Origin of the sequence: Halarcobacter ebronensis (assembly GCF_013201825.1) — a bacterium.
Classification (GTDB): Bacteria; Campylobacterota; Campylobacteria; order Campylobacterales; family Arcobacteraceae; genus Halarcobacter; species Halarcobacter ebronensis.
This window is the reverse complement of record NZ_CP053836.1, coordinates 203,487-222,959: the sequence shown is the minus strand read 5'-3', so window position 1 is coordinate 222,959 and position 19,473 is coordinate 203,487. Positions and strand designations below refer to the sequence as shown.

The window sequence follows — 19,473 nt, the reverse complement described above, 5'->3', positions numbered from 1 at the left end:
ATGATGTTACCAGCACTATTTATATCTCATGGGTCACCACAGTTGATGACAATGAATAACAGTACAACAAATTTTTTAAAAAAAGTATCATCAACATATAAAAGACCCAAATATATTTTGGTAATATCAGCGCATTGGGTGACAAATGATTTGAATATTTTATATGAAGAGTCACCCTCTTTAATATATGATTTTTACAATTTTCCAAAAGAGTTATATGAATTAACTTACAATGCAAATAGCAGTATTGAAAAAAGTGATGAGATTATAACTTCTTTAGAAAAAGCTGGATTTAAAGTAAATAAGAATACTTCAAGAGGTGGTTATGACCATGGTGTATGGTCACCACTTAGATTCCTATATCCTAATGCAGAGATACCTGTAATACAGCTATCTTTGCCATATAGTTTTAATCAATATGAACTATTCAAAGTAGGTGAAGTTTTAAAAAGTTTTAGAGAAGATATGCTTATTATAGGAAGTGGTTCTATCACCCATAATCTCTCAGATTTATCTTGGGGTGATGAAAATAGCAAAGTTAAAAAATATGCAAAAGAGTTTCATGATTGGTTAATTGAAAAATTAGAAAATGCAGAGTATAAACTCCTTTTGGATCAGTTTGCAACTGCACCATATCTAAAATTAAACCATCCAACACTGGATCATATTTTGCCACTATTTGTAGTTCTTGGAAGCTCTTCAAATAAAAAAGGAGAGAGTCTACACAACGAATATATGTATGGAAATCTATCTATGGATACGATTATTTTTAAGGAGTAAAAAATGGTATTAATTTTTGTAGCAAGTTTGAATGAAAATGTAAAATTAGCAAAAAGAATCGAAGAAGAGTTAAATAGTAAAAATATAGAGACAAAAACAATAAATTTGGTTGAGTTTAATCTACCAATGTTTGATACAAATAAACTTCAAAATGGAATTCCTCAAAAAGCACAAGATCTTTTTGAAGAGATGAATAACGCAACAGGATATGTTTTTGTATCTCCTGAATACAACTTTAATGTACCACCAATTCTAGTAAATATGATTGCATGGGTTAGTAGAATTGGAGAAGATTATAGAAAAACATTTACAATGAAAAAAATTCAGTTAGCAACACATTCAGGTGCTGGAGGACAAGATTTTTTAAACTCTTTTAGAAATCAATTAACAAAACTTGGAGCTGTTGTTGCACCAAGAGAGATTATTGCTACTTATTCAAAAAATGTAGAAGATGATAGTTTAAAAAAAGTTTTAGAACAATATAGAGAATTTTTATAAGAGTTAAAGATGTTAAGAAAAATATCAAAAGAAGGTATGGGGAAATCAAACCTTGGATGGTTAAATAGTAGATTTCATTTCTCTTTTGCTAATTATTACAACCCAGATAATATAAACTTTGGAGTATTAAGAGTTATAAATGATGATTTGATTGAACCAAAAAGTGGTTTTGACAGTCACCCTCACTCTGATATGGAGATTATCTCTTATATCATTGATGGAGAGATTACTCACAAAGACTCAATGGGAAATGAAGAGGTATTAAAAAGAGGAGAAGTACAATATTTAAGTGCAGGAAGTGGAATATTTCATAGTGAATTTAACCAGCACGATTCAAAAATATTAAGACTTCTTCAAATTTGGATTTTACCTCCTAAAAAATCACTTCCAAAACTTTATGGCTCATATAAATTTAAAAAAGAGCAAAGAGAAGATAAATTTTTAAATATAGTTTCATCTCAAGAGGGTGAAGCACCAATAAAATTGTACCAAGATGTAAATATTTATGTTAGCGAACTAAAAAAAGAGAAAAAACTTACCTTTGATATTCTCAAAAACAGACAAATATATTTTGTACAAATTGAGGGTTCATCTAATATAAATGGAGAAATTTTAAATTTTGGAGATGCTTTAGAGATACAAAAAGAAGATACAATAGAGATAGAAGCTTTAGAAAATTCTCATTTTCTATTTATTGAGATGAAAGAAGAATAACTAAAAAAAGAGATAATTTTTTGCACATATAAAATATATAAAATAATTATATATTACAAATACCCATAAAATTGGCTATCTTCTGTAAATTTTATTAAAATTGGGTTAATATACATATATTAATATTACACTTGTGTACTTAATAAAAAAGGTTAAATATGTATAAGATAAGCATGAAAAATTATCTCTTTATTAGCTTGCTTGGATTAATGACAATCTTCACTGGTTGTTCTGAACAAACAAAAAAAGAAGAAGTTCAAAAAAAGATAACTGAAGTTGGCACATTTACAATCAATCAACAAGAAATTGTTTTAAGAAAAGAGCTGCCAGGAAGAACTGTTATAGCTCTCACATCAGAAATTCGCCCACAAGTGGGAGGAATAATTGAAGATCAACTATTTGTTGAAGGTTCAACCGTTAAAAAAGGCGATATATTATATAAAATAGACTCTTCAAGGTATGAGGCAACTTACAATGAAGCAAAAGCTGCATACAAAAACGTTTTAGCAGATGTAGAAGCTGCAAAATTAAAAGATTCAAGATATGAAGAACTACTAAAAATTGAAGGTGTATCAAAAGAAGATTACGAAGATGTTCATGTGGCATATTTACAAGCACTTGCAAGTGTTGATGAAAAAGAAGCCGCAATGCAAAGTGCAAAAATCGATTTAGAACATACAAAAATAAAATCTCCAATTTCAGGTCATATTGGGATATCAAGTGTTACAAAAGGTGCCTTAGTTACAGCTTCACAAACAAGTGCACTTGCAACAGTTAGATCACTTGATCCAATCTATGTTGATTTCACACAATCAAGTGTACAAATGCTAAAACTAAAAAAACTTCTAACACAAGATGGTATAGAAAAAGCCAGCCCAACTGTAAAATTAAAACTGGAAGATGGTTCTATATATGAAGAAAAAGGTGAGTTCAAACTCCAAGAGTTAGTTGTTAATGAAGATACAGGTTCTGTTACTTTAAGAGCAGAATTCCCAAACTCTAAAAATATACTTCTTCCTGGAATGTATGTAAATATCATTGTAAATGAAGCAATTAATAAAAAAGCAATTTTAGTTCCCCAACAAGGTATTACTTTTGATGTAAAAGGCTATCCTACAGCATTGATTGTTAATACAAATGGTGAAGTTGAAAAACATAATGTAGTAATTGATAGAGCACTAGATAATTTTTGGTTAATAAAAAATGGTCTTAATGTTGGTGACCACTTGATTGTTGAAGGCTTAAATAAAATTAAAACCAGCCAAAAAGTTAAAGAAGTTGATCTTTCATCAAAATTTATATACTCTAACTCAGAAGTAAAATAATGGGAGCTTTTTTTATAAATAGACCCATTTTTGCATGGGTTATTTCAATTATAATTATGTTAGGTGGCTTAGCCTCTATTTATAAACTACCTGTAGCCCAATACCCAGATATTGCACCTCCTACAATAAGAATCTCAACTACTTATACAGGTGCATCTGCTGAGACAGTTGAAAATAGTGTTACTCAATTGTTAGAGCAACAATTAACTGGACTTGATGGTTTATTATATTTCTCATCAACAAGTTCCTCTTCAGGAGAAGTAAGAATTGAAGTCTCTTTTGAACAAGGAACAGATCCAGATACTGCACAAGTCCAAGTTCAGAACAAAGTTTCTCAAGTAACTACAAGGTTACCAAAATCTGTACAAGAGGAAGGAGTTGTTGTTACAAAATCACAAAAAGATTATTTGATGATTGCTTCAATTTATGATGAGACCGATAACTCAACTGCTTCTGATGTGTCTGATTATTTAACAAGTAATATTCAAGATGCCGTGGCAAGGGTTCAAGGAGTAGGAAGTGTGCGGGTTTTTGGTTCTCAATATGCAATGCGTATCTGGTTGGACCCTTCAAAACTTCACTCTTATAATCTTATGCCCTCAGATATAGCAACAGCAGTTAAAAATCAAAATGTACAAGTATCAGCTGGAAGTATAGGTTCACTACCTTCTCTTCCTAATCAACAACTAAATGCAACAGTAACTGCTGAATCAAAACTACAAACGCCTGAAGAGTTTGAGAATATCATAATAAAGTATGACTCAAATGGAGCAATTGTTCATCTTTCAGATGTAGCGAGAGTTGAAATAGGAAATGAATCATACAAAGCTATATCAAGACTAAATAAACACCCATCTTCAGGTCTTGCGGTTATGTTATCTTCAGGGGCAAATGCCTTATCAACAGCTGAAAGAGTAAAATCTGTTTTAGCCTCTTTGCAACATAGTATGCCAGATGGTTATAAAATTGCCTATCCTGTTGATAGTACAAAATTTATTCGTATCTCAATTGAAGAGGTTGTAAAAACACTTATTGAAGCGATCATCTTAGTTGTATTAGTTGTTTTTATTTTCCTTCAAAGTTGGCGTGCAACAATAATACCTACTATTGCTGTTCCTGTTGTACTTTTAGGAACTTTTGGAATTCTTCAAATCTTTGGATACTCTATAAATACCCTTACAATGTTTGGTATGGTTCTATCCATTGGATTACTTGTTGATGATGCCATTGTTGTAATTGAAAACGTTGAAAGAATTATGAGAGAAAAAGGTATTAGTGCAAGGGAAGCAACCATTCAATCAATGAAAGAAGTAAGTACAGTATTAGTGGGAATTGCAGCTGTTTTATCTGCTGTTTTCCTCCCAATGGCATTTTTTGATGGCTCAACTGGTGTTATTTATAGACAATTCTCTATTACAATAGTATCTTCAATGTTATTATCAGTTGTTGTTGCTCTAACATTAACTCCAGCACTTTGTGCTTCTTTGTTAAACTCAAATCATTTAGATAGTAAATCTGGATTTTTTAAATGGTTTAATAGTAGTTTTCATTCTATGACAAAAAAATATGAAAAAAGTGTTTCAAAAATACTAAAAGAACCTATTAGATGGGCTTTTATATATGTAGTTCTTGTAGCTTCAATGTTAGTTTTAATTTATAGGTTGCCTACAAGTTTTTTACCACTTGAAGACCAAGGTAGAGTAATGGCTCAAATTTCACTACCTGAAGGTGCATCAATGAAAAGAACTCAAGAGGTAATCAAAGGAGTAGAAAACTATTTTTTAACAAAAGAGAAAGATAGTGTGGAAAATGTCTTTACAATTTCTGGATTTAATTTTAGTGGTAGTGGTCAAAATGCAGGGATGGTTTTTCTTTCATTAAAAGATTGGGAGGAAAGAGACAGTTCTACAAATAGTGCAGGTGCCATAGTAAATAGAGCCAACAAAGAGCTCTCAAAAATTAGAGATGCTTCAATTTTTGCACTGAATCCACCATCAATTAGAGGATTAGGAAATTCCAATGGATTTACTTTCCAACTTCAAGCAACAGCTGGAACAAATAGAGAGACATTAAAAGAGATGAGAGACACCCTATTGGTAAATGCCTCAAACAACCCTTTATTAACAGGAGTTAGATTAGGAAGTTTTACAGAAACACCACAACTACATGTGAATATTGACCACAAAAAGGCTGTTTCATTAGGAGTTAATTTATCAGACATTGATTCCGTATTAAATACAGCTTGGGCAGGAACTTATATAAATGACTTTATAGATAGAGGTAGAGTTAAAAAAGTATATATGCAAGGTGATGCTCCTTTTCGTTCAGAACCAGATGATTTAAATAAATGGTATGTTTCAAACAATGCAGGAGAAGATATGACTCCTTTTTCATCTTTTGCAACAACAAAATGGAGTTATGGTCCAGAGAGTTTATCAAGATATAATGGTTTGGCAGCTTATGAAATACAAGGTTCAGGAGCTCCGGGAATTAGTTCAGGTATAGCAATGGAAGAGATGGAAAAATTAGAAAAAGAACTACCAAAAGGGACTACTTCTTCATGGAGTGGGTTATCATATCAAGAGAAACAATCTAGCGGTCAAAGTATTTTTCTATATGCTGTCTCTATTTTAGTTGTATTTTTATGTCTTGCTGCGCTTTATGAAAGCTGGTCAATACCATTTTCTGTTTTATTAGTTATCCCTTTAGGAGTTATTGGAGCCGTTGCAATAACTACATTAAGAGGTTTAGACAATGATGTATATTTCCAAGTTGCACTTCTTACTGTAATTGGACTCTCTTCTAAAAATGCAATTTTAATTGTTGAGTTTGTTGAGATGAGTTATAAAAAAGGGCACTCTTTAATGGAAGCTGCAATTGAAGGAGCAAGACTTAGATTTAGACCTATTTTGATGACCTCAATTGCTTTTATTGTTGGTGTTCTTCCCCTTGCAGTTTCAACAGGAGCTGGAGCAAATAGTAGAATAGCTATTGGTACAGGTATTGTAGGTGGAACTCTTAGTGCAACAATTCTTGGAGTATTTATGATTCCACTCTTTTTTATCTTTGTAACTTCAATTTTTAGAAAAAATAAAGAGATAGAATTAAACAGTATAAAAAATGGAGAGTTAACAAATGAAAACAAATAAAATAGTTCATATCTCTTTATCTTTAAGTTTTGCAGTTTTATTTAATGCTTGTAGCATGATAGATTCACAATATCAACAACCAACAGCTCCCGTACCAAAAGCTTGGCCAAAAGGAGAAGCTTATAAATCCTTACTAGAAATACAAAATAGTGAACCTTTGTCATGGGAAGAAATGATTTTAGATGAGAAGTTAAAAAAAGTTATAAAAATTGCTCTTACTCAAAATCGTTCATTAAAAGAGGAGATAGCAAATATAGAATCAGCAAGAGCTACTTATAGAGTTCAACATGCAGCAGAATTTCCTGCAATAAATGCAGAAGCTTCAGGGTCAAAAGCAAAAACAAATACAGGAAATATTTCGGAGAGTTATCAAGCAACTTTAGGATTAAGCTCATTTGAACTGGATCTTTTTGGGAAAGCTAGAAATCTATCCAAAGCAGATTTTGAAAGCTTTTTGTCAGCAAAAGAGGCACAAAGAGTTACACGTATTACTATTATTGCAGAGGTTGCAAATGCTTGGCTTACAATGGCTTCTGATAAAAGTTTATTAGAGTTTGCAAAAAAAACAGCACAGAGCAGTAAAAAAAGTTTGGAACTCGTTGAGGCTAGAATAAAACATGGTGTTGATTCAAAAGCTACTCTTTATGATGCTCAAACAGTATATTATAAAGCTTTAGCTGATATTGAAGCTTATAAAACTCAAGTTGCTCAAGATTTAAATGCTCTTAATCTATTAGTGGGAGAGACTCTTAGTGAGGATTTGCTTCCTGAAAGTTTGGATGAAAACAGAGAGTATTTAGCAAATATTCCTGTTAATCTAACTTCAAATATTTTGTTAAATAGACCAGACATTTTAGAAGCAGAGCACAGTTTAAAAGCAGCAAATGCAAATATTAGTGTGGCAAGAGCTGCTTATTTTCCGACTATCTCTATAACCTCAGCAATTGGAGTGGCAAGCAATGCTTTAAAAGATTTATTTACGGGTGGTACTTCACATATTTGGTCTTTTGCTCCAAATGTTACTTTACCAATATTTGATTGGAACTCAAGGGGTGCATCTTTAGATTATGCAAAAGCTCAAAGGGATCTATATGTGGCAAAATATGAACTTGCTATCCAAACAGCTTTTAGTGAAGTCTCTGATGCTCTTGCAAGAGAAGGAACAATAGATGAACAATTAAAGGCGGAGGAGAATCTAGTACTAGCTGCTAAAAACAGTTTTTTTCTCTCTGAGAAACGTTATAAGCTGGGAATTGATACCTATTTAGATGCTTTAACTTCACAAAGAACTCTCTATAGTGCACAACAAAGTCTTATCTCTTTACGTTTAACAAAAATAAATAATAGGGTAACTTTATATAGAGTTTTAGCAGTGGAAGATTAATATAAATCAAAAGGAGTGTTGAGTTTAAATAAACTCAACACATTTTTTACCCTCTTTAATTTCACCAATTACATAACCATCAGTGTTTGCTAAGATTGCATCAACATTTGCTGGGTTTACAACTAAAACCATACCAACACCCATATTAAATGTTCTATACATCTCCTCTTTTTCAACAAATTGAGACATAAATTCAAAAATAGGAAGAACTTTGATTTTGCTTCTATCAACTACAGCTTTAAAATTATCAGGAAGAACTCTAGGAAGGTTTTCAGTAATTCCGCCACCTGTAATGTGAGCTAATGCATTAATTTTATCTTTGTTTGCTTTGAACTCTCTTACATAAATTCTTGTTGGCTCTAAAAGTACATCTTTTAGAATTTTTCCATCAAATTCATCTTCTAAAGTCATACCAAGTTTTTCTAAAAGTAGTTTTCTAACAAGAGAGAAACCATTTGAGTGGATACCTGAACTAGGAAGTGCTATTAATACATCATCAACAGCTATTTTTTCAACTCTATTTAATTCGTCTTTTTCTGCAATTCCAACACAAAAACCAGCTAAGTCAAAATCACCCTCTTTGTACATTCCTGGCATCTCAGCTGTTTCACCACCAACTAATGCACACTGACTTCTAATACAACCCTCTGCTATACCTTTTACAACAGCTGTTGCTTCCTCAACTTCAAGTTTTGCAGTTGCATAATAATCTAAAAAGAATAGAGGCTCACCAAAGTTACATAATAAATCATTTGTACACATAGCAACTAAATCAATACCAACTGTATCAAACTTTTTTGAATCAATTGCAAGTTTTAGTTTTGTTCCTACACCATCAGTTCCTGAAAGAAGCACTGGATTTTTATATCCACTTGGTAACTCAAATGCACCTGCAAAAGAACCTATTCCACCTAATACTCCTGGAATCTTAGTTGATTTTACATATGGTTTAATATTCTCTACAAATTGATTTCCCGCATCAATATCTACACCAGCATCTTTGTAACTTACAGTAGCCATTATTTTCCTTATTTTTTTGATTGAAATGATACCATTTAGGTCAAGGTAATTAAAAGTTGCTTAAATTCTAAAGCAAGATTTCTCTACCCTTGATATTTAAAAATTTTGTGGTATTATATCGAAATTTTAATAAATTATAAGGACTTGTATAAAATGAGAGAGAATCAAACTTTTAATGAAATGATGGTACATGTTCCATTATGCACCCATAAAGACCCACAAAATGTTCTAATTGTAGGGGCAGCTTCACAAAATCTAAAAAATGAGGCTTTAAAACATCAAACAAATGTTGAGTTTGTAGATTTACAAACGCTTAATTCTAAAAATGAAAAAAATATTGATGTAATTATTCTAACTGATATAAATCTTGATGAGATGGTAGTAGCAAATATAAAAAGAGTTTTAAAAGATGATGGTTTGATTACTTTTAAGACAGAGAGCTTCCACAAAGATGAAGAGAGTCTAAAAAAAGATTTAGAGCTAGTTGGAGAAAACTTCTGGATAGCTATGCCTTTTAGATTTGGTCATGATACAGCAATCTTAGCTTCTAAAAAATATCACCCAACAGCTGATATTATTCTTCAAAGATCAGATTTATTAAATGACCTTGAATACTACTCAACAGAGATACATACTTCATCATTTATTTTCCCTGCTTCACAACACAGAGCACTAACTGGAATTGCTAAAAGATAAGCTCAAATATATTTAATAATAAAAGATAAATCATTATTTTAGTAGAATATCTGCTATGAGTAATGATTTATTTAAACATGCAATTGCACTAACAGGTGGAATTGCCACAGGTAAAAGTACAGTATGTAATCTACTTAAGCTTCACGGCTTTTTAACAATTGATGCAGATAAGATTGCCCATCGTCTTTTAGACGAAAATAGTGGTAAGATAGCTTCAATGTTTGGTGAAGAGTATGTAGAAAATGGTAAAGTACTAAGAAAAGAGTTAGGTAAAATTATATTTTCAAACGAAGAGAATAAACTAAAACTTGAGGCTCTACTTCATCCTTTGATTAAAGATGAGATAGAAAAAGAGTCCAAAGTCTTTGAAGAGCAAGGCAAACCTTACTTTATTGATATTCCTCTATTTTTTGAGAAGATGCACTACCCTATTTCTAAATCTTTAGTTATCTATACTCCTAAGCAGTTGCAAGTTCAAAGACTAATGCAAAGGGATAATATAGATGAAAAAGAAGCAAAACTAAAAATATCTAATCAGATGGATATAGAGGAAAAAAAAGAGTTGGCTGATTTTGTAATAGATAACTCAACTAATCTTAAAAATCTACAAAATGAGGTAGAGAGAATTATAAAGGAGATTTTATGACATATGCAAAATACTCTGCAAGTGGAAATGATTTTGTGATTTTTCACTCATTTGTAGATAGGGATTTTACGCAAGATGCAATAAAACTATGTAATAGAACAGAGGGAATTGGAGCAGATGGGTTTGTTGCCCTACTTCCATGTGATAGTGCAAATTTCAGATGGAGATTTTATAACAATGATGGAAGTAATGCAGCAATGTGTGGAAATGCAACTAGAGCTGTTGCACACTATGCATACAATAACAATCTTGCCCCATCAAAAATGAAATTTTTGACTGAAGCTGGAGTTATTGAATCAGAGATTATCAGTGAAGATGTTGTAAAAACTCAAATGACTCAACCAACAGTTTTAGATGAAGGTTTTGAGCAAGAGGGCTTTTCTTGGTATAAAATAGATACTGGAGTTCCTCATTTGGTAACCATTGTGGATGATTTAGAAAAATTTAACCATGATTTGTGTGCAAAAATGAGATATGAACATAATGCAAATGTAAACTTTGCAAAAATAGAAGATGGGAAAATAAGAGTTAGAACTTACGAGAGAGGAGTTGAAGGGGAAACATTAGCTTGTGGAACTGGAATGGTTGCTTGTTTTTTAAGAGCAAATGAACTAAAACTTGTGGGAGACAAAACTTTTGTATATCCAAAAAGTAATGAAGAGTTGATTATCTCAAAAGTTGAAGATAAAATATATTTTCAAGGGGCAGTAAAAAGAGTTTTCACTGCAACTTTAGGTTAATATATGAAGATAGTTTGTAGCTTTCTTTTAGTACTTTTTTTCTCATCTTCAATTTATGCACAAACAGGTTTTCCAAAAAAATACTACAGCTTGTCAACAAAAGAGGCTAAAAAATATTTTATCAAATACTTCATTCCAAAAATAGAGAATGAAAATATGAAAATATTAGCTGATAGACTTTTTATAGAAAACCTAGTAAATGCTCCAAAACCTGTGGAGGGAACCCCTTCTTATAAAAGGTTGCAAGATCTTCAAAAAAAATATAAGATAAAGAATCTATTCGATTACCCTAAGTTTTTGGTAAGAATAGATATAATTCCCCCCTCATTAGCTTTGGCTCAAGCTGCAACAGAGAGTGGCTGGGGGAAAAGCAGATTTTTTAAAGAGGCCAACAATATTTTTGGTCACTGGACATATAATGCTAAAATAGGAATGCTTCCTCTGCAAAGAGAAGAAGGGAAAAAACATTTAGTAAGAGTTTTTCCTAACTTAGAGGCTTCAATTGCTGCATATATGTTAAATTTAAATAGAACCGTTGCCTATGCTAAATTTAGAATAAAAAGAAGAGAGGCGCGGATAAATGGATCACTTATAAGCGGTTTAAAATTGTGTGAAACAATGACAAAATATTCTGCTATAGGTTACGAATATGTTAAAATTTTGCGTTCAGTTATTAGAAAAAACAATCTAATTGAAATTGATAAAAATTTTCATGAAAAAATAAATAATTTAAAATAGAGGTAAACAATGAAATTTGCTGCACCATTAAAATCTAATTCAACAAAAATTATGCTTTTAGGAAGCGGAGAATTAGGAAAAGAGGTAATAATTGAGGCTCAAAGATTAGGTATTGAGACAATTGCTGTAGATTCATATAATAATGCACCTGCACATCTAGTTGCAAACAGAGCTTATACAATAAATATGAAAAATAAAGAAGAGATCTTAGATGTAATTAGAAAAGAGAAACCTGATTATATCTTACCTGAAGTAGAAGCTATAAATATTCAGGCTCTATTCGAGGCCGAAAAAGAGGGATTTCATGTAATTCCAAATGCCGAAGCAGTTAATAAAACAATGAATAGAAAAAACATAAGAGAGTTTGCTGCTGAAACATTAAATCTTCCAACAAGTGCTTACAAATTTGTAAAGAGCTTAGATGAGCTTGAAATAGCTGCAAGAGAGATAGGATTCCCTTGTGTTATTAAACCAGTTATGAGTTCATCTGGACATGGTCAAAGCATTGCAAGAAATGAATCAGATTTAGTAGAGTCTTGGGAACTTGCGAAAGAGGCAAGAGGAGATGCAAGTGAACTTATAGTTGAAGAGTTTATCACTTTTGATTATGAGATTACAATGTTAACAGCTAGAAATGAGACTCAAACAGTATTTTGTGAACCAATTGGACATATCCAAAAAAATGGTGACTACATCTTCTCTTGGCAACCAATGGAGATGACAGAGATTGCAAAAGAGAAAGCAAAAAAGATAGCTAAAACTGTAACTGATGGTTTAGGTGGTAGAGGTATTTTTGGGGTTGAGCTATTTATTAGAGGTGACGAAGTATATTTTAGTGAAGTAAGCCCAAGACCGCATGATACGGGAATGGTTACTATGATAACGCAATCTCAAAGTGAATTTGCACTTCATGTAAGAGCAGTATTAGGTCTTCCACTTGATTATATTGATTATGGATGTGGGGCAAGTGCTGCATATAAAGCAAAAGCTGATACTTTTAATCCTGTTATTGAAGTTGATGATTCTGTATTTACAAAAGATAGTTTTATTAGAGTTTTTGGTAAACCTCAATCACATGAGGGAAGAAGAATGGCGGTTGCACTTACTTTTGATAAATCTTCAAGTAAAAATGCCCTTGACAAAGCTAAAGAGTTAATAAAAAAATTTTCAGATTATTAAAATTTATGCTAAGAGTTCTTTTCCTATCAATTTTTTTACTACAATTTAGTGGTTGTTTTTCATCTATAAATCCATTTTCTGATTCAACAGAGAATGGATTGAAACAAATTGAAATACCAGATGATGCACCTTTATGGTTAGAAGAACCAAATAAAGATGGTACTATTTACGCAATGGGAATTTCAAAAATTCTAAAAAATGAAGATGAAAAGATTTTAAAAAGAAAAGCCTTAATTATTGCAGGAAACAATCTATCAAGAAAAATCTATGTAAAAACACTAGCTATCTACAAAGAGTATTTAGAAAAAACAAAAGAGAGTTCAATCTTTGAAAATGATTTAAAAAAAGCAGCAAAACAAGTTGCTATTAGCTCTATGAAAGCTAGTAAAATTGACGGATTTTGGAAAGATTCAGAAAACTTATATACGCAAATCAGAGTTGATTATTCAAAAGTTGCCAGTGAGCTTCAATATGAGAGTAAACAACTTTTTAAAGTAGATGTAAATCTATATGAAAATATCTTATCAAATAGAGCTTATGAAGAGTTATTAAAGGTTTTAGAAGATTGATGTTTATTAAAAATGAGAGAGAACTCTTATCTTTTGTAAAATACTCCCCAATTATTATTATTGTTATTGTTGCCATCATTGTAAACTCTTTAGTTTATTATCAAAATGAAAGTAATCTAAAAAAAGATTTGGAGTTTTATAAAGAGAACTATATAAAAACAAATAAACAAGATATAAAACTTCATGTGGAAAAAATTCTTGATTTAATAAATAAAGAGAGGGTTACTCTTGAAATTCAATTGAGGCAGAGTCTAGAACAAAGAGTCAATGAGGCTTATTTAACAATAGATAATATTTATAAAAAATTTCCAAATAAAAGAGAAGAAGAGCTTTTACAAATTGTAAAAGAATCTTTAAGGGGTGTAAGATTTAATGATAATAGAGGTTATTTTACTCTTACAGGAATGAATGGGGATATTGTTATGCATCCAATTAATTCCAACTATGAAGGGATTAATATCTTCAAAAAGACAGAATCAAATACAATAAATACTCTTAAAACAGTAATAAATATTCTAAAAAAAGAGGATAAAACTTTTACAAAAATAGAGTGGTACAAACCAAAAGACACAAAACAAAAATATGAAAAAGTTGCCTTTTACAGACTTTTTAAACCCCTAAATATTTTTATTGGAACAGCTGAGTACCGTTCAGATTTTGAAGAATATACAAAAAATAAAATTCTTGAATATATTCAAAATGTCACTTTTGGAGAGAATGGTTATGTTTTTGTTTTTGATTATGAAGGGAAACAATTGGCCCATGTGAAAAGATCTTATGTGGGTCAAAATCGAATTGATTTAAAAGATAGCAATGGTGTTTATATTACAAAAACAATTATAGAACAAGCTAAAAAAGGTCCAGGTTATGTTTCATATGTTGGCACAATTATGCCTGCAACAAATAAACCAGCTGAAAAAATTACCTATGTATTAGGATTATCAGACTGGAAATGGGCAATTGCCTCAGGATTTTATACAAAAGATATGTATGATTATTTGGAAAAAAAATCAATAGAATTGGAAAAAATAAATAATTCAACCTATAAAAGAATCGTTTTAATTAGTTTATTTCTTTCAATTATACTTATTTTTATAGCACTATATATTTCAAAAATTTTAAATAAATTTTTTGATGAATATAAGTTACAAATTGAAAAAGAGTTACAAGCAAATAGAAATAAAGATATAATCTTATATCAGCAATCAAAAATGGCTTCTATGGGAGAGATGATAGGTAATATTGCCCATCAGTGGAGACAACCGTTAAATCTAATTAGCACAGCTGCTAGTGGAATGAAACTTCAAGATGAACTAGGAATTTCAACTGAAAAATCAAAAATAGCCTCAATTGATGCCATATTGGATTCAACACAATATCTATCAAAAACAATTGATGATTTTAGGAGTTTTTTTAATCCTAATAAAGAAGAGATTGTTGTAAATAGCAAAACAATGTATGAAAAAGCAATTAAGCTTATAGAAGGAAGATTAAAAAATCATAATATTGAACTTGAAACTGAACTTGAAGAGTTTGAGTTTGAAACCTATGAAAATGAGTTGATTCAAGCACTAATAAATATAATCAATAATTCTGTTGATGCCCTAAAAGATTTGGATAATAATAAAGATAATAGAAAAATATTTATCTCTATTAATAGGCAAAATAGCAATCATCTTATTATCAAAAATCAAAACTTTCAATTAGAAAATAATAAAGATTATCTTTATATAAGAATAAAAGATAATGCAGGGGGAATATCTTCTAATATAATTGATAAAATATTTGATGCCTATTTTACAACTAAACATCAAACACAAGGGACTGGAATTGGTCTTTATATGACCTATCAAATTATTGTAAAACACCTTCATGGCTATATCTATGCTAATAATGAGACCTATACTGTTGATGATAAAAAGTATACTGGCGCAAAATTTGTAATTATTGTTCCTATTCATAATAAATAAAAATAATAAAATTCTATCTATTTTTAGCACTTATTATTGACAAGTGCTAGTGTTGGTGCTATAATTATTTCTTTAATTATATACAGGAGGTAATAATTATGAATTTATCTAAATTGGCTCCATGGAATTGGTTTAAAAACGAACAATCAGCAAATGTAAATATTATTCCAGAAAATAAAACTACTCTTGAAACAAAAATTCCAAGTCGTCATCATTTAACTTTACATCATGAATTAGATGAGCTCTTTAACAGTTTTCATAGAAATCTTTCATCACTATTTCAACCATCTCAAAATAATAGTTTTGGAACAACTATGCTAAAACCTTTTTTAGACATTTCATCTAAAGATGAAAAATATCTTATTCAAATAGAGTTACCTGGTGTTGAAAAAAAAGATATTAATATACATATTGAAAATGATATGCTAATAGTTGAAGGTGAAAAAAAACAAGAATCACACAAAAAAGAACATGATTTCTATGCAGTTGAGAGAGTTTATGGTTCTTTTAAAAGAGTCCTAAATCTTCCTAATAATGCAAATGTTGAAGAGATTACCTCATCATTTAAAGATGGTGTTCTTTCAATTGAGATACCAAAACTACAAATTGAAAAAAAAGATATTAAGAAAATAACTATCTCTTAGACGTATGGAGAGTTTTCTCCTACGTCTATTTTAAAGCCATGATGGTTTTTCATCCTCACATGGTAATCCATCAGTTCTTGTGAACTGTTTTAAACTTCCTACTTTTGCTTGTACACAAAAAAAGTATAAAGATGATTCATCGCTAGCTTTTATGCATCTTGCACCATTTGGATCAATCCTAAAAGCATCACCTTTTTTAATCTCAATTTCTTCTTTATCTATGTATAAAAATCCTTTTCCTTCTAATACCACATAAATCTCTTCATTCTCTTTGTGTTTATGTACAAAAGGTACACTTACACCCTTTGGAAGATTATTAAAAGATACTTCTGCTCCTGTTAAGTTCAATTTATCATGAAGCTCAACTCTCCCTGACTCTAACTCATTCCCAAATGATACTAACTCATAACTTTTCATTTTCTAATCCTTTATAAATATTTAGATATCTAAATAATAGAATAAAATTTTTTCACTTTTTTTTAATTAACTACTTATCAAAACTCTCTATAGATTTTTCTAATAAAATTTCTAAAAGCATGGCTTCTGATTCACTAAGACCTTTACAAACTTTATTATTAAGCTTAACAGAAATCAGGTCAACAATCTCTTTTAAATCAAACCCTTTAGAAGTTAAAGAGACTCTTGATATTCTTGCATCTTCATCGCATTTGATTTTGTCTATATATCCCGCTTTTACAAGCTTTTCTACAAGAACTGAGACTGTTGCATTTGTTTTATATATCTTTTTAGCAATCTCACCCATCTCATATGCTTTCCCATCAAAAAGAATAGCTAAGATATCCCCATGACTAGGAGCAATATCACTAAGCCCATTTTGTTTTAATTCTGATATGATAAATTTGTTTGCCTTGTCACTTAATTTACTAGAAAGTGAAACTATTTTTCTATGATTCATATTGGAATTATAGTTAGATATCTAAATATTGTCAAGATTTTTATAAAAAAATTTAGCACAAAATTGGAACAATTAAAATTTAAAAACTTTGAAAATTCGTATTTTAGGTAGGTACAATAAAAATGGCACGCCTGGTAGGATTCGAACCCACAACCACCGGGGCCGAAATAACAAGCCATAAATATATCAACTTATATCATCGTTTATCAAATTAGCTCAAAGTCTTATATCATAGGCTTTTTAAAGTAATTACAAATATTTAATCTTATATCATTCAACTATAATTTATCTCATATATAGTCATTTTGTATGGGAAATAAAAGGGTAAAAATGGGTAGAACATATAAACGACAAAAAACAAAATATGCAGGTGTTTTTTATATTGAGACTACAACTAATGGAAGAGCTGACAAAACATTTTATATTAGATATAAAGATGAATTTTTAAAAGATAGAGAACTTAGAGTAGGAAAACTATCAGAGGGATATAATGTTAATCTTTGTAATGCAAAAAGAAATGAAATATTACATAAAATTAGACATGGAGAAGAACTGCCTAAAATTGCAAATAGACAAACAAAATCTAAGCTAACACTAGGTCAAGTAGCAACAAAGTATTTTGAATATAGAGAAGTCCATAATAGTGCTAGAAGTAATCAAAATGAGAAATATAGATATGATACTCACTTAAAACCTTTTTTTGATCATAAGCTTTTATATACAATTTCTATTCAAGATATAGAAAAGCTGCAACATGAAAAACTTAAAACTCTAGCTCCCAAAACAGTAAACCATATAACTACTCTTTTAGGTACTATTTTTAACTATGCAATAACTAAAGAACTGTATAAAGGTACTAACTCTATACTAAATCTAAAAAAACTAAAAATTGATAATAAAAGAGAAAGGTTTTTAAGTACAGAAGAGATAAAAACTTTAATTAATGAAGTTAAAGACAATAAACTGCTCTATTTATTTTGCTTACTATCACTTTCAACTGGTGGTAGAGCTACAACAATAATCAATATACAAAAAAAGCATATAGATCTAAATAATAGAACTATAACCCTTACAGACTTTAAAAATAAGAGTACATACAAAGGTTTTATAACTACTGATATGGTTACCATACTAAAAGATCATATTAGTACCTTAAAAGCTAACGATAATATACTGCAGATCAATAACAAACCTATTTCAATTAGTCAAATTCAAAAACGATTAAAACCCATACTTGATAGATTATTTAATGATGGGTTAGATGTAAAAGATTCAAAAAATAGAGTTGTAATACATACTTTTAGGCATAGTTTCGCAAGTAATCTTGCAATAAAAGGAACTCCAATTTATACTATTCAAAAGTTAATGAACCATAGAGATATAAATATGACTTTGCGATATGCTAAATTATCTCCTGATAGTGGTAGGGATATGGTGGATTTGATTTTTAAAAAAATCAAATGAAAAGCTAATATTATAACTAATTTACAAATCCGAAAGATTAATATTACTTGCTAAAAATTCTTTAATTTTATTTCTTTTTGATTCAGAAATAGTATAAGTGACTTCAAAGCATCCTTTTTGAAAAATTTTTGAATCTTTATATAAGTTTTCAATTGAAGTATCATAATCATAGCTGAGAAGCCAATTACTTTTTAGTTTTTTTATATAATCTCTTAAAATAATATGATCATTTTCCATAAAATAAAAATTATAAAGATTTTTTGCTTTATTGACATATGGTGGATCAAAATAAATAAATGTTTCTTCTGTGATGTCTTCCATTTTATTTTTTAATACCTCTAAATAGTTACCTTCTTCAATGAATAAAACTTTATCTTTATATTTGGATAATTCTTTAATTCTATTATCCTTTGCCACAACTTTTGCTCTTTCATAACATGCAAGTATTGAAGCACCAATGTCTTCTTCTTTAACCTCAAATAAATTTTTTGATTTTTTATGTTTTTTTAAATTTCCATCTGCTTTTCTTTCCATGTATTTAGGATGAATACTTTGTATAGCATTAATAATACCTGTATTAAAATCCTTATAATGATATTCTCTCCAAGATTCAAGAAGTTTTAAATCTTGTTTTCTTTTTACATTATCAATTGGATCAATATATCCATTAACTAAATCATTATAAGATGGTGCTCTTAATAAAGTTAATACGGCCTCTTTCCAATGCACTTCATCATTAACTTTAAAACCCCAATATCTAGCTAGATATACTTCATTAGACATTAAATATCTATCGGCATAATCCATAATTGCTTTTGCCACATTTTGTCTATAGTTGAAATTATTTGAATCTACTTTTGATGCTATTTCTAAAATATTAATTGGCGTTACACATAATTTTCCACCTGTTGCTTTTAATGTATTTAATATATTTGAATTACCACTTAATATATCATACCACACATTACTATCACATATTATGTTTTTCATATCTTTAACCTTTGGGAGCTAAAACTGAATAAGTATATATTTTATTATTTA

General features: G+C 30.0%; 19 protein-coding genes. 15 read left to right on the top strand and 4 right to left on the bottom strand.

Annotation, left to right across the window (positions count from 1 at the left end; translation table 11 throughout):
* The first annotated feature begins 3 nt into the window (after positions 1–3).
* The 6 genes from AEBR_RS01180 to AEBR_RS01155 all read left to right on the top strand — a co-directional run bounded on the left by AEBR_RS01180 (position 4) and on the right by AEBR_RS01155 (position 7,850).
* Positions 4–780, top strand: a complete 777-nt coding sequence (locus tag AEBR_RS01180; protein ID WP_164969433.1) for a DODA-type extradiol aromatic ring-opening family dioxygenase — start codon at positions 4–6, stop codon at positions 778–780.
* 3 nt (positions 781–783) lie between these two features.
* Positions 784–1,278 (top strand): NADPH-dependent FMN reductase, encoded by a 495-nt coding sequence (locus tag AEBR_RS01175; protein WP_129086103.1) that lies wholly within the window; start codon positions 784–786, stop codon positions 1,276–1,278.
* A 9-nt stretch (positions 1,279–1,287) separates the two neighbouring features.
* Positions 1,288–1,992 (top strand): pirin family protein, encoded by a 705-nt coding sequence (locus AEBR_RS01170; protein WP_129086102.1) that lies wholly within the window; start codon positions 1,288–1,290, stop codon positions 1,990–1,992.
* A 158-nt stretch (positions 1,993–2,150) separates the two neighbouring features.
* A complete protein-coding gene (locus tag AEBR_RS01165) occupies positions 2,151–3,317 on the top strand; it encodes an efflux RND transporter periplasmic adaptor subunit (RefSeq protein ID WP_228712124.1) in 1,167 nt (388 codons plus the stop codon).
* Complete coding sequence (locus AEBR_RS01160) at positions 3,314–6,466, top strand: efflux RND transporter permease subunit (protein WP_420370939.1); 3,153 nt, start codon at positions 3,314–3,316, stop codon at positions 6,464–6,466. The genes AEBR_RS01165 and AEBR_RS01160 overlap by 4 nt, the downstream gene beginning before the upstream one ends.
* Positions 6,453–7,850: an efflux transporter outer membrane subunit gene (locus tag AEBR_RS01155; RefSeq protein ID WP_129086100.1), complete on the top strand. Its 1,398-nt coding sequence runs from the start codon at positions 6,453–6,455 to the stop codon at positions 7,848–7,850. Before AEBR_RS01160 ends, AEBR_RS01155 begins: the two co-directional genes overlap by 14 nt.
* A 24-nt stretch (positions 7,851–7,874) precedes the next feature.
* Here the strand turns inward: AEBR_RS01155 and purM are convergent, their stop codons facing one another.
* Positions 7,875–8,870, bottom strand: coding sequence for a phosphoribosylformylglycinamidine cyclo-ligase (gene purM, locus AEBR_RS01150; RefSeq protein WP_129086099.1), 996 nt, complete (start codon positions 8,868–8,870; stop codon positions 7,875–7,877).
* 153 nt (positions 8,871–9,023) lie between these two features.
* Between purM and AEBR_RS01145 the strand changes: the two genes are divergently transcribed.
* From AEBR_RS01145 to AEBR_RS01110, 8 genes are all read left to right on the top strand, one after another.
* Positions 9,024–9,566, top strand: coding sequence for a spermine/spermidine synthase domain-containing protein (locus AEBR_RS01145; protein WP_129086098.1), 543 nt, complete (start codon positions 9,024–9,026; stop codon positions 9,564–9,566).
* A gap of 55 nt (positions 9,567–9,621) precedes the next feature.
* Positions 9,622–10,212, top strand: a complete 591-nt coding sequence (gene coaE, locus AEBR_RS01140; protein ID WP_129086097.1) for a dephospho-CoA kinase — start codon at positions 9,622–9,624, stop codon at positions 10,210–10,212.
* Positions 10,209–10,952 (top strand): diaminopimelate epimerase, encoded by a 744-nt coding sequence (gene dapF / locus AEBR_RS01135; protein WP_129086096.1) that lies wholly within the window; start codon positions 10,209–10,211, stop codon positions 10,950–10,952. The genes coaE and dapF overlap by 4 nt, the downstream gene beginning before the upstream one ends.
* Before the next feature lie 3 nt (positions 10,953–10,955).
* Entirely contained in the window at positions 10,956–11,690 is a 735-nt protein-coding gene (locus tag AEBR_RS01130) for a glucosaminidase domain-containing protein (RefSeq protein WP_129086095.1), read from the top strand.
* Between the two features lie 9 nt (positions 11,691–11,699).
* On the top strand, positions 11,700–12,869 hold the full coding sequence (purT, locus tag AEBR_RS01125; RefSeq protein ID WP_129086094.1) for a formate-dependent phosphoribosylglycinamide formyltransferase: 1,170 nt from the start codon (positions 11,700–11,702) through the stop codon (positions 12,867–12,869).
* Between the two features lie 5 nt (positions 12,870–12,874).
* Positions 12,875–13,438, top strand: coding sequence for a hypothetical protein (locus AEBR_RS01120; protein ID WP_129086093.1), 564 nt, complete (start codon positions 12,875–12,877; stop codon positions 13,436–13,438).
* Positions 13,438–15,408 (top strand): sensor histidine kinase, encoded by a 1,971-nt coding sequence (locus AEBR_RS01115; protein ID WP_129086092.1) that lies wholly within the window; start codon positions 13,438–13,440, stop codon positions 15,406–15,408. The genes AEBR_RS01120 and AEBR_RS01115 overlap by 1 nt, the downstream gene beginning before the upstream one ends.
* A 98-nt stretch (positions 15,409–15,506) precedes the next feature.
* Entirely contained in the window at positions 15,507–16,052 is a 546-nt protein-coding gene (locus AEBR_RS01110; RefSeq protein ID WP_129086091.1) for an Hsp20/alpha crystallin family protein, read from the top strand.
* Positions 16,053–16,082: 30 nt separating this feature from the next.
* On the opposite strand, the gene AEBR_RS01105 is transcribed toward AEBR_RS01110, so the two are convergent.
* Both AEBR_RS01105 and AEBR_RS01100 read right to left on the bottom strand, forming a co-directional pair.
* Positions 16,083–16,469 (bottom strand): cupin domain-containing protein, encoded by a 387-nt coding sequence (locus AEBR_RS01105; protein ID WP_129086090.1) that lies wholly within the window; start codon positions 16,467–16,469, stop codon positions 16,083–16,085.
* Positions 16,470–16,539: 70 nt separating this feature from the next.
* The gene (locus AEBR_RS01100) at positions 16,540–16,968 is read right to left on the bottom strand and encodes a MarR family winged helix-turn-helix transcriptional regulator (protein WP_129086089.1); all 429 of its coding nucleotides are present in this window, start codon (positions 16,966–16,968) and stop codon (positions 16,540–16,542) included.
* A 330-nt stretch (positions 16,969–17,298) separates the two neighbouring features.
* Here AEBR_RS01100 and AEBR_RS01095 point away from each other — a divergent pair, with 330 nt between their 5' ends.
* A complete protein-coding gene (locus AEBR_RS01095) occupies positions 17,299–18,432 on the top strand; it encodes a tyrosine-type recombinase/integrase (RefSeq protein ID WP_129086088.1) in 1,134 nt (377 codons plus the stop codon).
* A gap of 21 nt (positions 18,433–18,453) precedes the next feature.
* Here AEBR_RS01095 and AEBR_RS01090 read toward each other — a convergent pair whose 3' ends face one another.
* On the bottom strand, positions 18,454–19,422 hold the full coding sequence (locus tag AEBR_RS01090) for a DNA adenine methylase (RefSeq protein ID WP_172658832.1): 969 nt from the start codon (positions 19,420–19,422) through the stop codon (positions 18,454–18,456).
* Positions 19,423–19,473 lie beyond the last annotated feature (51 nt).